16 protein-coding genes are annotated in these 19,150 nt (G+C 38.1%); 13 read left to right on the forward strand and 3 right to left on the reverse strand.

The annotated features are described in order from the left end of the window. Positions 1–200: 200 nt before the first annotated feature. From deoD to ACI3K6_RS16150, 5 genes are all read left to right on the forward strand, one after another. Positions 201–914, forward strand: a complete 714-nt coding sequence (gene deoD / locus ACI3K6_RS16130) for a purine-nucleoside phosphorylase (RefSeq protein WP_435555625.1) — start codon at positions 201–203, stop codon at positions 912–914. 76 nt (positions 915–990) lie between these two features. Then, positions 991–2,376: an MFS transporter gene (locus tag ACI3K6_RS16135; RefSeq protein ID WP_435555706.1), complete on the forward strand. Its 1,386-nt coding sequence runs from the start codon at positions 991–993 to the stop codon at positions 2,374–2,376. Positions 2,377–2,569: 193 nt separating this feature from the next. Continuing rightward, the gene (locus ACI3K6_RS16140) at positions 2,570–4,045 is read left to right on the forward strand and encodes a C69 family dipeptidase (protein WP_435555626.1); all 1,476 of its coding nucleotides are present in this window, start codon (positions 2,570–2,572) and stop codon (positions 4,043–4,045) included. A 231-nt stretch (positions 4,046–4,276) separates the two neighbouring features. Then, a complete protein-coding gene (locus tag ACI3K6_RS16145; RefSeq protein ID WP_435555627.1) occupies positions 4,277–4,672 on the forward strand; it encodes a VOC family protein in 396 nt (131 codons plus the stop codon). Positions 4,673–4,799: 127 nt separating this feature from the next. Continuing rightward, positions 4,800–5,048, forward strand: coding sequence for an MmcQ/YjbR family DNA-binding protein (locus tag ACI3K6_RS16150; RefSeq protein ID WP_435555628.1), 249 nt, complete (start codon positions 4,800–4,802; stop codon positions 5,046–5,048). A gap of 183 nt (positions 5,049–5,231) precedes the next feature. Here the strand turns inward: ACI3K6_RS16150 and ACI3K6_RS16155 are convergent, their stop codons facing one another. Continuing rightward, entirely contained in the window at positions 5,232–7,133 is a 1,902-nt protein-coding gene (locus tag ACI3K6_RS16155; RefSeq protein ID WP_435555629.1) for a BglG family transcription antiterminator, read from the reverse strand. Between the two features lie 186 nt (positions 7,134–7,319). Between ACI3K6_RS16155 and ACI3K6_RS16160 the strand changes: the two genes are divergently transcribed. From ACI3K6_RS16160 to ACI3K6_RS16185, 6 genes are all read left to right on the forward strand, one after another. Then, positions 7,320–7,628, forward strand: a complete 309-nt coding sequence (locus ACI3K6_RS16160) for a PTS sugar transporter subunit IIB (RefSeq protein WP_435555630.1) — start codon at positions 7,320–7,322, stop codon at positions 7,626–7,628. Between the two features lie 28 nt (positions 7,629–7,656). After that, positions 7,657–8,916 (forward strand): PTS sugar transporter subunit IIC, encoded by a 1,260-nt coding sequence (locus ACI3K6_RS16165; RefSeq protein WP_435555631.1) that lies wholly within the window; start codon positions 7,657–7,659, stop codon positions 8,914–8,916. A 21-nt stretch (positions 8,917–8,937) separates the two neighbouring features. Next, positions 8,938–9,297, forward strand: coding sequence for a PTS sugar transporter subunit IIA (locus ACI3K6_RS16170; RefSeq protein ID WP_435555632.1), 360 nt, complete (start codon positions 8,938–8,940; stop codon positions 9,295–9,297). Continuing rightward, the gene (locus tag ACI3K6_RS16175; protein ID WP_435555633.1) at positions 9,294–10,736 is read left to right on the forward strand and encodes a glycoside hydrolase family 1 protein; all 1,443 of its coding nucleotides are present in this window, start codon (positions 9,294–9,296) and stop codon (positions 10,734–10,736) included. The genes ACI3K6_RS16170 and ACI3K6_RS16175 overlap by 4 nt, the downstream gene beginning before the upstream one ends. Positions 10,737–11,019: 283 nt before the next feature. Continuing rightward, a complete protein-coding gene (locus ACI3K6_RS16180; protein ID WP_435555707.1) occupies positions 11,020–13,317 on the forward strand; it encodes a molybdopterin-dependent oxidoreductase in 2,298 nt (765 codons plus the stop codon). Between the two features lie 291 nt (positions 13,318–13,608). Then, positions 13,609–14,007: a DUF5412 family protein gene (locus ACI3K6_RS16185; protein ID WP_335480617.1), complete on the forward strand. Its 399-nt coding sequence runs from the start codon at positions 13,609–13,611 to the stop codon at positions 14,005–14,007. A gap of 273 nt (positions 14,008–14,280) precedes the next feature. Here the strand turns inward: ACI3K6_RS16185 and ACI3K6_RS16190 are convergent, their stop codons facing one another. Together ACI3K6_RS16190 and ACI3K6_RS16195 are read right to left on the reverse strand one after the other, a co-directional pair. Beyond that, a complete protein-coding gene (locus ACI3K6_RS16190) occupies positions 14,281–15,555 on the reverse strand; it encodes an L-cysteine desulfidase family protein (RefSeq protein ID WP_435555634.1) in 1,275 nt (424 codons plus the stop codon). 174 nt (positions 15,556–15,729) lie between these two features. Further along, positions 15,730–16,602, reverse strand: a complete 873-nt coding sequence (locus tag ACI3K6_RS16195; protein ID WP_435555635.1) for an SDR family oxidoreductase — start codon at positions 16,600–16,602, stop codon at positions 15,730–15,732. A 198-nt stretch (positions 16,603–16,800) separates the two neighbouring features. On the opposite strand from ACI3K6_RS16195, the gene ACI3K6_RS16200 reads away from it, so the two are divergent. Both ACI3K6_RS16200 and ACI3K6_RS16205 read left to right on the forward strand, forming a co-directional pair. Further along, positions 16,801–16,965, forward strand: a complete 165-nt coding sequence (locus ACI3K6_RS16200) for a hypothetical protein (RefSeq protein ID WP_435555636.1) — start codon at positions 16,801–16,803, stop codon at positions 16,963–16,965. An 821-nt stretch (positions 16,966–17,786) separates the two neighbouring features. Beyond that, positions 17,787–19,145: an APC family permease gene (locus ACI3K6_RS16205; RefSeq protein ID WP_435555637.1), complete on the forward strand. Its 1,359-nt coding sequence runs from the start codon at positions 17,787–17,789 to the stop codon at positions 19,143–19,145. Positions 19,146–19,150: the final 5 nt, after the last annotated feature.

A 19,150-nucleotide genomic window follows, 5' to 3' on the forward strand; every position in this document is an offset into this window, starting at 1 on the left:
ATCTTTTTAACAGTGCCTTTTTAATAAAATGCACTGTTTTTATTTTGTTCACAAAAAATCTATTGTAAGTAATTTTTGTTTATGATAACCTTTTCATTGTTGAGATTAGACAAGTTTTTATACAACTATACAAAGTTGTATGTTTTTTTAGAAGCAATGTAAGCGGCACCATTATTACTATATTGTAAGGAGAATGTAAAATGAACACTACTAAAGAAACAGCACATATCAAACCAAATGGAGTAGAAATTGCGGAAACAATCCTTTTACCTGGCGATCCTTTAAGAGCCAAATTTATTGCTGAGACCTACTTGAAAGATGTAGTGCAGTTCAATTCTGTCCGTAATATGTTTGGTTATACAGGAACGTATAAAGGGAAGAAAATCTCGGTAATGGGGACAGGTATGGGGATGCCTAGCATGAGCATCTATTCATGGGAATTAATTCATGTTTTCGGTGTGAAAAATTTAATCCGGATTGGCTCTTGTGGGGCCATTCAAGATCAGTTAAATCTGTATGATATTGTATTCGCAATGGGAGCATCCACAGATTCTCGCTATGTACATCAATATAAGCTACCTGGGCATTTTTCAAATATCGCTTCTTTTTCATTACTAGAGAAAGCCAAGAAGATAGCAGATGGAAAAGATCTTCCGGTTCATGTTGGAAATGTACTTTCGAGTGATATCTTTTACAATGCAGACCCGACCGCGGTAGAAAAATGGAAGGAAATGGGCATTTTAAGTGTGGAAATGGAGACGGCAGCTCTTTATATGAATGCCGCCTATGCGGGTGTTAATGCACTTGGGCTTTTCACCGTCAGCGACCACATTTTGAGAAATGAGCAAACAACACCAGAGGAAAGAGAAACAGCCTTTACTAATATGATGGAAATTGCCTTAGAACTTGCTTAAATCTTAAAGTCTGAGTTAACAATGACAGCTATGAACTTCAAACAAATGCGAAGAGGAGAAAAATCAAATGGCAACCATGAGTGCAACTGCAACAATCGCTGAAACAAGAGAATATAATGTCAAAAAAGCAGTACCTGTTATTTTACTATTGTTTCTACTTTGTTTAGTCATTGACAATTCATTTAAAATCATTTCAGTAGATATGGCAAAGGATTTTAATATATCTGCAACGATGGTTAGCTGGCAAGCTACACTTGCTGGATTAATGATCGGAATCGGAGCAGTCGTTTACGCCGCATTGGCAGACACCATCAGCATAAAACGACTCTTTGCTGTGGGAATCATCCTAATATGTGTTGGATCCATTCTGGGTTATATTTTCCAACATTCCTTTATTCTAGTCGTTTTATCAAGAATTATTCAAACTGCAGGATTAGCTTCAGCTGAGACATTATATGTTATTTTTGTAACTAAACATTTGCCAGCAAATGAACAAAAGAAGTTTTTAGGGTTAAGTACTAGCAGTTTTGCTCTTTCGCAGGTAATTGGAGCCCTGACTGGTGGATACATCTCAACCTATTTTCATTGGACCACGTTATTTTTGGTTCCATTAATTACCCTTCTCTTTCTTCCCTATATACTAAAGTATTTACCGAATGAAGAAAGAAAATCGGGCAGTATTGATGTAGTAGGATTGGTTTTAATTGCTGCAATATCTGCTTCACTATTGTTATATATTACGGATTTTAATTTCCTTTATTTACTTGGATTTGTTGCAGCAATAGTCTTATTTTTACTATATATTAGCAAGAATTCAAAAGCATTTATTGGTATTTCTTTTTTCAAAAACAAACAATTTCTTTCAACATTAGCGATTACCTTTATTATTTATTCCATCCAGTTAGCGTATATTTTCTTGTTTCCGTTTCTACTTGAAAAAATATATCATTTAAAACTGGATACCATTTCATTACTGTTAATCCCAGGTTATGTTCTAGCAGCTGTAATTGGAGCTCTTTCTGGAAAGACAGCCAAGTTAATGGGAACAAGACAATGTATTACGATTGCAATGGCTGGGATTACTATTAGTCTGCTAGCCGGAGCCTTCTTTATCCAAAGTTCTGTGATTGTGTTTGTGATCTCCATGATTATATTTGCCAGTTCATTTGCCTTTATGTATGCACCGTTGATTGACTCATGTGTCGGCACAATTGCCAAGGAAAAGTCGGGAACTGCTGTAGGATTCTTTAATTTAACAATAAATGTGGCCTGCTCCATTGGGATTGCCTATACGGCAGCCATGTTGGATCACCCATCAATGAAAGGAACCTTCCTTGGGTATATCACCAATCCGAACATTTCTTTATATAGTAATATTTTATTGGTTCTATCTATAATAACTGTATGTTGTTTAACCTTGTATTGGGTATTAATTGGACGGTTTTCCAATGCTAAAAATTAAATAAAAAGCGAAGAAGATAGGATTTGTAGCAACCCTATCTTCTTTTTTTGTCCAAAAATATATCTTTGTTTAATATTTTATTGAAAATGAACCTTTTGTGAAAAATACAAAAATGTGAACACGCTTACAATTCTAGCAATTTACTAATGATAGAATAAAAACGTCCAAAAAAAGGATATAAGGAGGAAGGATAATGAAGGCACACAGTATGAAAAAAGCAATCGCAGTTGCAGCCACTGCTGTCTTATTAGCAGGGGGCTTTGCTTTTCCAGCAAGTGCTTGTACATCGGTTTTTGCCGGAAAAAAAGCCACAGCTGATGGCTCCGTCTTAGTTGCTCGAAATGAGGATGTTTCAAGTGCATGGGCAAAGCATGTCAAAGTTTTTCCGAGGGCAAGTCATAAAACTGGGGAAAAACAAAGTTTTGCAACAGGTTTAACCGTTCTGCAGCCATCCGTTTCTTATAAGTACATAGCTGTACCTGACTGGGATCCATCTGAAGGGCCTTTCGAAGAGGCAGGAATTAATGAATATGGAGTAGCAGTCTCAGCAACAAACAGTGCATATGCCAATAAGCAAGCAGAGGCAGTTGATCCATTCATAGAAAAAGGAGTCACTGAGTCTGTAATTCCAAGCTTGATTTTGCCACGAGTAAAAACAGCCCGGGAAGGTGCACAGTTACTCGGTTCTTATATCGAAAAATACGGTTCAGCAGAGGCTAATGGTCTTGCAATTGCCGATAAAAATGAAATTTGGTATTTTGAGGTTGGAACTGGACATCAGTGGGTTGCAGAAAAGGTACCTGATACTGCTTATCTAATAGTTGCTAATGGCCTAAGAATTGATAACGTGGATCTTTCTGATACAAATAACTTTATCGGTTCCAAAACATTAATTTCCTTTGCAGTTAAAAATGGTCTAATTACCAACTATCAACAAGGCCAAAAATTTGACTTCGCTGGGGTTTATGGAGATGTAGGTCAACTATACAATTCTCGACGCGAATGGTGGGGACAAAAAACATTTACTCCATCTAAGGTACAAGATGCAAATCTAAAACGTTACCCACTATTTATGGTTCCAGATAAGAAAATTAAACCAAAGGAGATCATGCAATTCTTAGGTTCTCACTATGAGGGAACACCGTATGATCCATCAACACCAACTGGTAAAAACGAACGTGCCGTTGGTGTCGACCGTACAGTTGAATCTCATGTTATCCAATTGAGATCAAATATGCCTGCTGACATCGCGAATGTCATGTGGCTAAGCTTGGCTAATCCTGAATACAGTGTGTACCTACCATTCTATCAAGGAATAACAGACACTCCAGCTTCTTATAAACTTGGCAATGATAAATATAGCGATCAGTCTGCCTATTGGGCATTCCGTGCCCCAGCGGCTTTAGCAGCAACAAATCCAGCTGTGCTGGGAGTCGGAGTGAAAAACTATTGGAATCAATACCAAGATAACTTATTAAAAAATCAAAACTATATTGAAAAAAATGCAGTAAACCTTTATTCCACTGATAAGAAAAAAGCACTTCAATATATAACACAATATAGTAATTACAAGGCTCTGAATGCCGTTAAACAAGCAAAATTATTGAGAGATGGTTTAATTACAAAAATTGCAAGCAAATCAAGTGGCGTTTTTAATCCAGATCTATAAAAGGGTAAAGTAGGAACAGGCAAATGCAACATGCATTTGCCTGTTTTTTTAATAGAGAAACTTATGGCTCCATTGTGGCAGTAGTAGGATACCTCCCAATTTAGTTAAAGATTTTTAATGGTCAATCATAATTTGAATATTTTTCCTGTTAAATTCCGATAATGGAAAGGAATCTTGAGTAAACATAATGAATTAGTTAAGGATATTCTTTTTAAAAAATAGGAGGCAATGATGGGGAGACTAATCCATTTCGAAATTCATGTAGATGACATGGAACGTGCAAAGAAGTTTTATGGCGAGGTATTTGGCTGGACATTTCAGGATTGGACAGAGTATGCCGGAATGCCTTACTTTGGGGCAGTGACCGGTGATGAAAGCCAGCTAGGGATTAATGGAGCGCTGATGCAGCGGCAAAGTGCTGCGCCACAACCCGGTCAGGCTGTAAATGGCTATGCTTGTACAATGGGTGTGGGAAATTATGATGAAACAGAAGCGAAAATTTTGGAGAATGGCGGAAAATTGGCCATGCCAAAGTACGCTCTGCCGGGAATGGCTTGGCAAGGCTACTATTTAGATACCGAAGGAAATGTTTTTGGCATTCATCAACCCGATGAAAATGCAAAATAGCATGAATTTACCAGAGGTTGCCGGCAACTTGGAGAATGTACGTAAGATTTGTCCTTCCTTGCCTGATGCCGTTGAAATTGTTGACGGTCATGGGCATATTACGTTTAAAATCACTTGAAAGTCATTTGTGATCATAGGCGAAAGAGAGAAGAATGGATTCAATTTGTCGTTCAAGTCTGACAGGGAAACTCAGGAGTTCTTGCTGCAGAAGGAGTATTTTTACAAAACTCCTTTTATCGGACGTTACGGATGGGTATCGATTAAAAATCCAAAGGAAAACGATTGGAATGAACTATCAGAGTTAATCCAAGAAGCTTATCTGAGTGCGGCACCAAAGCGATTGGTTAAGAAATGGAAAGAATCACTTTCTAAATAGTCGTATGAAAAGACCGCCTTTTATTAAAGAGACGGTCTTTATCATGTATTTATGACACTTTTTGGATGCAGTTTTTTGGCTTTGCGATTATTTAGTAATATTCGTTTTCTAAAAGATAGGTAGGAATGATGGTGGTTTCCCAATCGGAAAGTAGTTATAGTTCTGACATATTTTGATTACTCGTTAATAACACGAAACTAGCAAATCAACAAAGCTTTGATAGTCTGTTGCAGTAACTATTTTGGCAACATTTCCTTCGTCCGTCAATATCGTGGCTAGAGAGTCCATAACCTCATGAAATATTCTCCTATCATCCTTACTTACAGATAAGAGGAAGACTAAATTCACGTCTAGATCATTCCACTTAATCCCTTTTGTATTTAATAAAACAAACATTCCAGTCTTTTTGGCATTCATTTTGATTGCGTGTGGAATAGCAATACGTCCAAAAGCTGTGGCGGACATAGATTCTCGTTCTTTTACGCTGGTAAGAAAACTGTTGTCCACAAATCCTTTTTGTTCCATGATTTTACACATCATAGTCAACGATTCCTCTTTGGTCCCTTCAGTATGAACGAGTTCGAATAGTTGTTCGTCAATGATCGCTTCGATATTTTTTTTGAAAGATTCCCTACGTTTTATTTCTTTAAGTTCGCTAATCTTATTGGTGACCTTTTTCTGATCGATGCTTGAGAAAAAAGGATTGATGACAACAAAAGGTATCTTTGGAACCGAATTGAGCTGAACGGCGGAAATAACCAAGTCACTGTTAAGTGCATTCAAATCACTCTCATTAGTGACAATGTGTTGTATAAGAAGTTCTTCACCAAATTGTTTTGTTAACTTGTCTGTCAACTGTACATTGTAATTATAGTAAAAAGGAAAAAGGATGGAACAGGTAATTTTGGAATTGGCCTGTTTTTGCATTTCTAAGGCATAGCCCAAATGAAAAGCAATATAGGCAATTTCGTCATCATTCATACTAAAGCCTGTTTCTTCCTTGATCGTATAAGAAACATGAACCGCACAATCATAGATGGAAGGGCAATTCAGCTTAATGGTTGAAGTTAAGGGATTCTTGCTTGAAAAATGATTCTCCAAACGCATAAGTAAATTTTTAATATGAAGGGTGAAGCGTACCAAAAAGTCTGCATCCTCAATGAAAAGATAATAATTATTTTGTAATTCATCAAGAATTTTTCCAACCAAATTTAAGCATTGTAATCCGGCAACATCTTGCAAATCAGATAGCTGCAAATGCATAAAATTAACACTTGTTCCACTACTGGATATTAGAAGCATAAGGTCACGCAATTCACCTTCAGAGTAATCGAGGCCGAAATGCTCCCCTAGTTTCTTAGCAATTTCACTTGCAATTTTATATTCCTTTTCTTGAATTATTTCCCCATCCACTTGCTTTGGGTAAATAAAGTGGTTCTTCATCCGATCAATTGCAATAGCTATGTGCAGGATCACATTTGTCAGGGAATAATCATTTGTAAAATAATGATGTGTGGAAAATACCTCAACAACTACATCACGGATATAATCGATATCAAATCCTTCAAAAGATGTCTTAAGCTTATCTATATCAAGGAAATTGTCATTTGTCTCACTATAGAGCATCGAGCTCATCAATTTCCGTTTACTCTTTTCACTCCCGACAATTTCAATTATGTCCCCATAAGCTCTCAGTTCCAAATCATGATTCATTAAACGCTTTTTTACTTTACGTAAATCGCCTTTTAACGTAACTTCACTGATAAACAATTCCTCACTTAAATCGTAAATATTTAAGGAACCTTCCACATTAACGAGGCTTTTTATCAAATAATCAGCTCGTTCTTTCGGGGTTTGTGGTATGGTCCGATTCATTGATGACAGGAATGGATTTAATCTTTTCAGATCCACTTGATAACCCATTTTGGAAGAAAGAATTAATCCTTTTTCTAAGGAGTTTATATCAGCAATATAAGTTTTTACACTTCGCTTTGAAATACCCAGTGCATTGGCAAGCTGTGAGGAAGATGTCCATCCGTTCTGCATACTAAGCTGGCGAAGGATATTTCTGTATTTAATATTCATATATTTTCAACCTCATATCAACATAAAATGTAGATTTGCACCGTGAAAAACATAGATTTGCACCATGAAAAATATTTTCTTGCACCACCTTAGTGTAAGGGAATATTTGAGAGAAGTCGAGATTCATTTTATAGTGGATATATAAATGATAGCGCTATCAAATAAATTGAAACTGAGGCGATTCAGATGAAAAAATTAAATGTCTTATTAGTTTGTGGGTCTGGGGCAAGTTCAGGATTTATGGCATCCAATATCCGAAAAGCAGCAGCAAAACGAAATATTGACATTAGTATTAAGGCACGTGGAGAAGCGGAAATTGAAAACTATATTGATGAAATTGATGCTCTGATGGTCGGTCCGCACTTAGCCTATATTATGGAAGATATCGAAGAATATATTGGCGACACAGAAGTAAAAGTACTTCTTATGAAGCCAAGTTACTATTCAACTCTTGATGGAGACGCTGCTCTGGAAGATTTATTAAAGGAATTCTAATACTTATGGATTCGAGGTGCATATTCATATGCAAAAATTGATAAAATGGCTGGAAAATGATTTCTCTCCCAAAATGATGAAAATTAATAATAATGTTTGGGTTACCACATTAAAAGACTCGATCATGCAATTGCTTCCTTTTATTTTATTGGGTTCTGTGTTCTGTTTGTTAACCATTCCTGGTGATGTATTCCATATTAAAAACTACCCTAACTTTTGGACACTGTTCGGATGGACAATGGGCGTATTATCTTTGTTAATCTCCTTTTTAATACCATTTAACTTGATGGAAAAGAAGCGGCTGCGTAAGCAACGATTTATTGCCGGATGTACTGGTCTTATTACTTTCTTAATTATTATTACCCCGCAAGTCACACATGATAAAGCAATTGGTTTCAGCCATGAATCATTGGGTGCAGGCGGTATGTTTGTAGCAATCGTTGCAGGTGTATTTACCGGAATCATCATGGGTCTTTTCGGAAAATTCTCCTTCTTTAAGGAAGATTCCGTGATTCCAGACTTTGTTCGCGCTTGGTTTGATGCCATGCTGCCAATAGCCGTTGTCATTGTAACAACATGGTTGGTAGTAGATATAGCTGGCTTTGATTTATACAATGCGATTCAAACTCTATTTAAACCACTTGGAAAAATCATGGAGTCGCCTTGGGGTTTCGCACTTATGAGTTTCGTTACCTGTTTCTTGTATACACTTGGTATATCTACTTGGGTATTGACGCCAGTTACCAAGCCAATCTATCTGGCTGCTATCACTGCCAATGCCACCGCAGGAGCTCATTATCTAGTGACATCGGAAACGATTTTTTCTGCCTATCTTTATGTGGGTGGTATTGGAACAACATTGCCGCTCGTCATCATGATGGCTTTTTCAAAGAATGCTAAACTTAAGGCCCTCGGACGAGCGTGTATCACACCTGGTATTTTCAACATAAATGAACCGGTTGTCTTCGGAGCGATTGCTTGGAACCCAATCATGATGCTACCAATGTGGATTATTGGTACCATTTTGCCAATCATTATCTGGGTATTTACAAAAACCATTCATTTTGCACCCATCCCTAAGATTGTATTTGATTTATGGTATACGCCATTTCCGATATCTACTTGGGCTGTAACAGGCGGCTCTATCAGCGGAATTATTTTAATGCTGATCTGTGTGACTGTTGCAACACTTATTTGGTATCCATTCTTTAAAGTCTATGAAAAACAAGAAATGGCGAACGAATCAAATAAAACAACGACCACATCAACTCTAAAAGAAGCAAAATAATGATTTGAGGAGATTTTAAACATGATTGACGATAATACTGCCAAAAATGCAATGCAAATTATTCTCCATGCCGGAGATGCCCGTGTCCATTGTATGAACGCCTTAAAAGCAATAGAAAACAGCAATTTTGAAAAAGCAAAAGAAGAAATGGAACGCGCCAGTGACGAAATTGTCAAAGCTCATCATATTCAGACAAATTCTATTTCAGCTGAGACACAAGGTGAAGTGGGTGTTTATTCTGTACTCTTTGCCCATGCGCAAGATACATTAATGACGATTTACAGTGAAATTAATATTGCAAAACGAATGATCAAGATTTTTGAAGCGTATGATGCACGTTTAGCAAAATTAGAAAATCTAGAAAAGGTGAATGAATCATGAGAAAAGTGCCTACTGGTTTTCCAAAAAACTTTTTATGGGGAGGCGCCATTGCCGCAAACCAAGCTGAAGGCGCGTATAATCTTAATGGCAGAGGATTAAGTGTCGCAGACATTAATGAATTTCGTAATGACATCCCAATTGAGAATAAAATGAATAAAGAAATTAATACGGAGTACATTGAAGAAGCATTAAACAGTTCAGACCGTGTTTTCCCTAAGCGTTGGGGTATTGACTTCTATCATACTTATAAGGAAGACTTAAAACTATTAGCAGATATGGGTTTGAAAACATTTAGGACATCTGTGGCCTGGTCACGAATATTCCCTAACGGGGATGAATTAGAGCCAAATGAAGAAGGTCTGAAATTCTATGATGAGTTATTTGATGAGATCAACAGACTTGGCATGGTTCCCATGATTACCATATCTCACTATGAAATGCCGATTCATCTAACTACTGCTTATAAAGGTTGGTATTCTCGTGAATTAATTGAATTCTTTACTCGTTTTTGTAAAGTCTTATTTGATCGCTACCACGAAAAAGTAAAACACTGGATTATTATTAACCAAATTAACTTAATCGTACATGAATCTTTTAATCATTTAGGGATTGCCGAAGATAAAGTAGATCACTTATTAGAAGCAAAATATCAAGGAGTTCACAATGAAATGGTCGCTTGTGGATATGCAACAAAATATGCCCACGAGAACTATCCGGAACTGCAAATAGGCATGATGTTATGTGGCGGCCCAGCGTATCCGGCCACATCAAAACCAGAAGATGTTTTCGCAACAGTTCGCCATAATCAAATGGAATACTTCTTTGCTGATGTATTGTTGCGCGGGTATTATCCTGGATATGCGTTTAGATATTTTGATGATATTGGCATAAACGTTGAATTTGGTGATGGTGACGAGGAAGCACTGAAAAATACAGCAGACTTTATGTCATTCTCCTACTACTATACTCGCATTTGTGATGCAGAAAGTTTTAGAGACGGGAATCAAGATCATCGTAATCCATTATTGCCTGCGAATCCTTGGGGCTGGTCTATCGATCCAGTAGGGTTAAGAACATATCTAAATCTATTCTATGACCGCTATCAATGCCCGATCTACATTACAGAGAATGGCGTTGGTTACTATGACGAATTAGATAATGGAGAGATTCACGACCCTTACAGAATTGACTATTATCGCGCACATATTGAACAAATGAAAGAGGCCATCAAGGACGGCGTCGACTTGCGTGGTTACTATGCCTGGGGACCTATTGATATAATCAGTTGTTCATCATCTGAAATGTCTAAACGGTATGGATTTATCTACATTGACCAAGATGATTATGGTAATGGAAGTAAGAAACGCCTGTTAAAAGATAGCTATCATTGGTTTAAAAAAGTCATTGAGTCGAATGGGGAAGTATTATTAAGAGTTTAAGAGAAAAAAATGAGGAAAGGCAGATTACTATGCCTTTCTTTATTTTTGTGAAAAAGGATGAATCATTTTTTTCAAAAAGAAGGAATTGGAAATAATATGGGGAATTTTCTTTTGTAGTAGTCTGTTTTGGGCTCTATAATTTTTAAGTGACAAATTCAGAATATACAGAAAATATCGTTGGTTAGAGAAGTTGTATAACTAGGAAATGTCAGTCATATTTTTGAATTAGGGGATTTCAAGGAATGCCAGTTTTCATTTTGAAAAAGGAGAGTTGTGATTGATTATGGGAAAAAATGAAGGGAAAACTACTAGTTCTTTTAAAATAAGCTACCGAACATGCCCATTATGTGAAGCTACTTGTGGCTTGGAAATCCATACTCAGGATAGGGAAGTTGTCCATATTAAAGGAGATAAAAACGATCCGTTTAGCCGTGGATATTTATGCCCGAAAGGATTTAGCGTAAAAGAATTACACGCAGATCCTGATCGAATCCGGAAACCGATGATTCGCCAAGGAGAAAACTGGAGAGAGGTATCTTGGGAAGAGGCCTTTAAAGAAATAAGGAAGAGACTTCGTCCAATCATAGAAGAGTATGGAAAGGATGCGGTTGCCGTTTATTTAGGAAACCCTACAGTTCACAATTTAGGCGGAATGTTATATGGGCCGACGTTTTTGCGAGCATTGGGCAGCAAGAACATTTTTTCTGCTAGTACACTTGATCAAATTCCCAAACAGTTATCGGCTGAATTCATGTTTGGCAGTGATGCAAATCTTCCAATCCCTGATATTGACCATACTGATTATTTATTGATGATTGGAGCGAATCCGCTGACTTCTAATGGCAGTTTAATGACGGCCCCCAACATGAGAGGCAGAATAAAGGCTCTTCAAGAACGAGGCGGCAAACTTATTGTCATAGACCCGGTCCGTACGGTAACGGCAAAACAAGCGAATGAACATCATTTTATTCGCCCGGGTACCGATGCTTTCTTTTTATTAGGTATAATCCATACCCTTTTTGATGAAAATTTGACGAAAACTGGTGAATTGGCGGACCTGATCCATGGTCTAGAAGAAATAGAGAAGCTTTCGAAGGATTTTTCCCCTGAGGATATTTCTGCAGAATGCGGTATTCCAGCCCTAAAGATTCGCCGACTGGCACATGAATTGGCCAAGGCTCCTAAAGCAATCGTTTATGGCAGAATGGGAACCTGCACACAACTTTTCGGTACGATGAATAGTTGGCTGATTGATGTAATCAATATCCTTACCGGAAACTTGGATCGTAAGGGAGGAGTCATGTTTCCAAATCCTGCAACGAGGCGAGCCCTCTCGAAAAAAGCCCGCCACGTCCGTTATAAACGTTATGAATCAAGAATCAGAAAATCTCCGGAAGTTTTGGGAGAACTGCCAGTGTCTTGCTTAGCGGAAGAAATTGAAGAGCCGGGACCTGGCCAGATTAAAGCCTTCATATCTGTGGCCGGAAACCCGGCACTTTCAGTCCCAAATAGCAGTAAATTACAAGATGCTCTAGATCAAGTGGAATTTATGGTCAGTGTGGACAGCTATTTAAATGAAACGACTAGGCATGCGCACGTATTGTTGCCTGTTCCATCTCCACTGGAGAGATCACATTATGATATTGCTTTTTATAATTTGTCCATTCGAAATATTGCTCATTATTCTCCGCGCGTTTTTGAACTTCCCCAGGGGCAAATGGACGAGTGGGAAATTCTCCTCCACTTGGCGAATGCCGTCAGTCCGGAGACAATAGCGGGGGATGCAGGGAAAGTTTGGAATGACCTTACTATTAAGGAATTGATAAGGCACGAGGTAAAAAACCCCAATTCCCCTATTTATGAAAGGGATTTAACAGAGATTATGGGTTTGTTGAAGGATAGAGTGGGGCCTGAGCGTTTACTTGATTTTTATTTGCGAGTGGGACCTTATGGAGAGCATTTTGGTAAAAATCCAGCTGGGTTAAGCTTGTCTGTTCTCGAGGCTGCTCCTCATGGCATAGATTTGGGTCCGCTTCAACCAAGAATCAAGGAAATCCTTCAAACACCATCTGGAAAAATTGAGTTAGCCCCATCCATATTGGTTGAAGATGTCAGTCGTCTCAAGTTTTCAAAGAGTAATAATTCAGAAGAACTGCTCTTAGTAGGCCGAAGGGATCTACGGAGCAATAATTCATGGTTGCACAATCTTCCTGTGCTAGTTAAAGGAGAAGACCGCTGTTTGCTTTTCATTCATCCCAATGATGCGAATGGGTGCGGGCTATCGAAGGGAGACAAGGCCTTAGTACAATCTCGTATTGGACAGATCGAGGTGCCCATTCACATCACAGATGATATCATGCCAGGAGTCGTTAGCCTCCCCCATGGTTGGGGCCATTCCCTTTCTGGAATCCGCCTTCAGGTAGCAAGTAAACACCCTGGAATCAATATGAATATTTTAACTGATGAACAAGTAGTAGATAAAATCTCCGGGAATGCCGTGTTAAATGGAGTACCTGTGAAGATTGAGAAGGTACAGAATTTACAAACAGTATCCTCGGCTTCTGGTTCTGAGCCAAAATAGTGAAGTGGAAAAAGTAACGGGAGTTCCCCTAACGGGTTCTCTTCATAGGGAGTTTACCCGAAATAACAGTAAAAATTGCAGACTATTTCGCACAAGCGGAATAGTCTATTTTTATTCATATAAAGCCATTTAAAAGGTTGAAGTGGACATCCCAATCACCTCTGATGAACTTAATAACAGGGTATAGGATTATCCGTTATTATCGGACAAACAATTTGCCACAACATACAGTAAGCCTTATAAAAGATATAATATATTTATGGTAACTTATAATAGGGAAGGTTCGAAACAATGAATAAAAAATGGTTTAAAAAATTAAAACCTCTATTGATAACCGTAATAGTTATAATAGGTCTGTTTTTTACGGGTAGTTATATTCTCGACAAACTATTTGGAGATATGTGCGGAAATGAGATTGTTCAAAAATTACAGTCACCGAATGGAGATAAAGTGGCTTATATTTTTCAGCGAGATTGTGGTGCAACAACAGGGATCTCATATCAGTTATCGCTTTTAGATTCGGATGAGGAGTTTCCGAATAAATCTGGAAACACTTTTGTTTCGGATGACCAATTTGAAATCAAATGGATTACCAATGATAAATTACGAGTGAATTATAAAAAATCCTCAGAGACATATGAGATGGATAAAAGTGTGGATTGGACTAAGATTGAATATATAGGAAATTAAACAAGAAATACTTCAATGTTTTAATACTAAAAGAGCATCGAAATCGATGCTCTTTTTTCTATTGTTATACTTTCTTAAGCATCAAACCATTTGCCGAAACGGGTGAGGAAATAGCTGCTTATATTACAAAACTCCCTAGCAAGAGAGCCCGTTAGAGTTACCCCATTGCTTTTTTTATGAGTTAATATATAACCTATCACAACTATACCAAACAAGAAATAAAGGGATGATGAAGTTGTTTATTTATATCCCAAAATTTTCAGAGAAAGTTTATTATTTTTCCAGCATTAATTGCAAGATAAGTTGATCCGTTTGATGAGTTCCTTCGTTTCCAAGTTTGCAGAAGCACTCAATGCTTTTTTCTACGTTATCATGAATGAACCCGTCGGTTGATTGGATTTCTTGATTGCTTAGTGCCAGTAACGCTGATTGAACGGCGACATTAGAACAGGTTGATACTTTCATTGCGCAGCCTGCCTTTGCACCGTCGCAAATCATCCCTGAGACATTGCCGATGGTGTTTTGAATGGCGGCTTTAATTTGTGGTAGACCGCCATCAAGCAGATAAACAATGGCTGCACTTGCTCCCATTCCGGCAGCTGTTACACCACATAAAGCAGACAATCTCCCAAACTTGGATTTAATATGAATCGTAACCAGATGGCTAAGGGCAACCGCACGGATTTTCTTTTCCTCTGAGACTTTCAATTTTTCTGCAACGGCTACCACCGGTAGGGTCACCGCAATCCCTTGATTTCCGCTTCCTGTATTAGCCATTACCGGAAGAGTGGAGCCGGCCATTCTGGCATCTGATCCAGCAGCTGCGAGCGACATGGCGGCTGTGGCTAAATCATCAGAAAGATAGCCTTTTTTTACATTCTCTTTAATGGTTCTTCCAACATTGAGCCCGTACTCTCCTGACAATCCTTCTAACCCGATTCTTTTATTTAATTCAATACTCTTTCTTACAAGCTCTAAGTCATCAAGGTTTACAGACAAAAGCCAGTCGTAAATTTCATCAATGGTAAGTTCATCTAATTCCTCATCATCAGTTTGAATCCCGATATTTTCGCAGCCGCCCAGGAATACGGTTGATTCATCCACTTCTATAAGGATAATATTGCTGTGATTATCTGAAATAACCACCTTTGCCGTTTGTTGGTCTGTTTGTATAATAACCTCAATAAATAGTTTCTTTGGTGTGTCTGCTTGTCCACTAGTGACTTTCCCAGCTTTAATTAGTTGTAAGGCGAGCTGTTCATCTTCTTTTGTAAGTCCTTCGAGAATCTCCAGTTTTTTTTCTGGATTTCCTGCTGCTGCACCAAGAGCTGCTGCGAAATCAAGACCTTTAGCCGACATACCTGGGATTCCGACCGACTTTGCATTTTTAATAATATTTCCACTGGCATTTACATGGATTTTTTCAATTTGTCCTTTTACATGGCTTTTCGCTGTTGCAGCGGCCAAAGCAATGGCAACTGGTTCCGTACAACCCAGTGCCACCACTAACTCTCTTTCCAAAATCGATAAAAGCTTATCCTTTTTCAATCCCGCTCACCATCCAACAATACTATTTTATAAAAGTATCATAACATGGTTCGACATTTTTGGGGGGGAAGGTAAAAACTGGACAGTAGTTTCACACAAGTCATAACAGCTTTGGAAATTCAAAAAAAGCCGAAGATTAGGGGGGAAATCCCTTAAGCTTCGGCTTTTCTAATATTATTTTGATTGTGAAATGGCATGAACAATTTGTGTCAGTGCTTCGTTAATCGGTGTAATTGGCCGACCAAGAACTTTTTCAAAATCATTGCTTTCCACTTCAAGTGAACCGTTTCGAATACTTTCTTGAATTCCTACTACAATCGGAATGGCAAAATCAGGTACCCCTAAACCTTTCATGATCTCAGCATATTTTTCATCATTGACTTGCTGAACTGGAATTTCTTTTCCCAAGACAGCACCAAGGGCAGTTGCCAATTCTTCTTGAGTTAAAAGAGGCCCAGAGAGTTCATAAACAGTATTTTCGTGTCCGTTTCCAACTAGGACCGCAGCCGCAGCTTCCGCGTAATCTTGTTGAAGTGACCAGCCAACTTTACCTGTACCTGCAGAGGTTACCCAAGGTGCTCCGGCAATCGCACCTTGAATGCCTCCCATTTCGTTTTCCAAGTACCAATTGTTGCGCAAGAAAGAATAGGGGATTCCAGTTTTGATAATGGCCGCTTCTGTCGCAACATGTGTTGGAGCGAAAATATTTTTGCTCTCGGTTGCGTCAGCTAGACTGGTGTATGCAATAAATTTCACTCCTGCACGTTCCGCAGCAGCTACAGCATTAGCATGTTGCCGAGTTCTTGTGTCGTTGTCACCATCGGCAGAAATGATTAATAAACGATCAATCCCTGCAAAGGCATTGTCTAAGCTTTCTAGCTGATCAAAATCTCCTTGTCGGACTTCCACTCCACGTGCACGGAGTCCTTCTGCTTTCTCGGGATTTCGAACACTTACTGCCAAGTCGCTTGCAGGTATGGTTTTTAATAAGGCTTCAACTACTTTTGACCCTAATTTTCCGGTTGCTCCAGTAACTAATATTTTCATTTGAATTCCTCCTGAATGGTTTTGGTTGTAACTAAATGTATTACATGTAACTATAATAATTACATCTTGTTTTTTTGTCAATAGATAAAAATTTTTTTCTATCGAAAAAAGTAGTGTAAAAGAAAATTTACATCGATTGAAACTTTACACTATAAGAATCGTAGTATTTACAAATACTGGTTTTTAGGGGGTGCCCACATGGGGAAGTTTTTCTTTTATCTATTGTTATTTTTAATAGTAGTAACGGTGTTGGCCTTTGTTTTTGGCATGCACAAGTTTGCATACATTAGCGGTTTTATACTCATATCCATTGCTTTAGGTGTTGGATATGTTTATTCCGCAAGAGATGATCGACGGTTTTAGGAGAAATTATTCAAAAATGGATGATGATTTAGGAAGTGATTTTTGAGAGTCTGATTGAGAAAAGCCATTCAAAGATTGGTCGAAGCCCCAGTTTCTAAGGATCCTTATGGAATAATGTCTTTCATAGCTTTGATGAAGGCCAAATTTTTAGGAGTCTGATTGAATAATGTCTTTCTAAGCCCTGATGAAAGCCAGATTTAAAGGAGTCTGATCGAGAAATGTCATTCATAGCTTTGATGAAGGCCAAACTTTTAGGAGTCTGATTGAATAATGTCTTTCTAAGCCCTGATGAAAGCCAGATTTCAAGGAGTCTGATCGAGAAATGTCATTCATAGCTTTGATGAAAGCCAAATTTTTAGGAGTCTGATTGAATAATGTCTTTCATAGCTTTGATGAAAGCCAGATTTCAAGGAGTCTGATTAAAAAATGTCTTTCATAGCTATGATGAAAGCCAAATTTTTAGGAGTTCGATCGAGAAATGTCTTTCATAGCCTGGATGAAAGCCAGATTTCAAGGAGTCTTATTGAGAAATGTCTTTCATAGTCTGGATGAAGACCAGTTTCCAAAGATCCTGATGAAATAATGTCATTCAAAGTCGCGCTGATAGATCTATTTCAAGTAGTCTATCACCCTGATAAAGAACCGTTTCAATAGTTTAATTATGTTTGCACAATGAAAATATGCAAAAATACATAAAGTATTCAAAAATGCATAATAAATCTACTTATGTACTCCGTGTTTTCTGAATAATCAGCTTTTTATCCTGTTTATGCAATTTGGCATTAATCTTGCAATTCTTCATAACAAAGGGGGCATGATAAATGGAAAAAACAGTACAATTAAAAAGATCGTTAAATTTCTTTCACCTAGTATTGCTGGGACTTGCGTACATGGCACCATTGACAATCTTTTCAACGTTTGGAATTGTTGAATCAATATCAAAAGGAGCAACACCGTCAGCTTACATAGTTGCCCTAATTGCCATGCTTTTTACGGCCTACAGTTATGGGCGAATGGGGAAGGCGTATCCAATTGCCGGTTCGGCCTATTCTTACACCCAAAAGTCAATTAGCTCTCACCTGGGATTCATGGTAGGCTGGGCGATCTTAATGGATTATCTGTTTATTCCAATGATTAATTTTCTGATTTTAGCCTTGTATTTAACAGAGTATTTTCCTTCCGTCCCATTTAGTGTCTGGATTGTTGGGATGATTATTCTGGTCACTATCTTTAATGTGGTAGGGATGAAGGTTACGGTTACCATGAACATGATTCTTCTGGGTTTTCAGTACCTTGTACTCATCTTCTTTGTCATCCTGAGTGTAAAGAGCCTCCTTGGTGGAACAGGTCAAGGAACTGTTTTTTCACTCACACCATTTATGTCAGATCAAACCTCACTCGTCACTATTTTTTCAGGCGCATCCATCCTTTGCTTATCCTTCTTGGGGTTTGACGCCTTAACAACCTTTTCAGAAGAGACGATTAAACCGGAGAGAACGATTCCAAGAGCGATTATGTTTGTTACAATCTTCGCCGGTGTCTGTTTTATTTTTATCTCTTACCTTGCTCACCTCATTCATCCAGACTTTACCTCCTATAAAAATCTTGATACTGCCGCGATTGAAGTAGCCAAAATGATCGGAGGCAACTTTTTTAATGCCATGTTTGTAGCAGCAATGGTTGTTTGCTGCTTTACCTCTGCTACCGCATCACATGCCAGTGTTTCAAGAATTCTCTTTGCAATGGGCAGGGATTCGGTCATCCCGAAGAAGTTCTTTGCTTATATTCACCCAAAATTCAGAACACCTGTAAACAATATTCTATTAGTTGGCTTTTTTGCGCTTGCCGCTTTATTTACAGACCTAGTGACCATCACTTCCTTTATTAATTTCGGAGCGTTAATTGCCTTTACCTTTGTGAATCTAAGTGTGATTTCTCATTACTTTTTCAAAGGAAAGCAGCGGGGCTTTAAAGGGTTCATTTTATACTTATTGCTTCCGTTGATTGGTGCGCTTATTTCCATCAAATTATGGAGTGATTTAGACAGTAAATCGATGATATTAGGAGGAATGTGGACGGCGATCGGACTTGCTTATCTGGCCTTTAAAACAAAGTTTTTTCGCGTGCAGCCGCCACAAATTGATTTTACAGAAGATAGCGGAAAAGATGTAACCGTGTAAGGAGT

Source organism: Neobacillus solisequens (genome assembly GCF_051233465.1).
Lineage (GTDB): Bacteria > Bacillota > Bacilli > Bacillales > Cytobacillaceae > Neobacillus.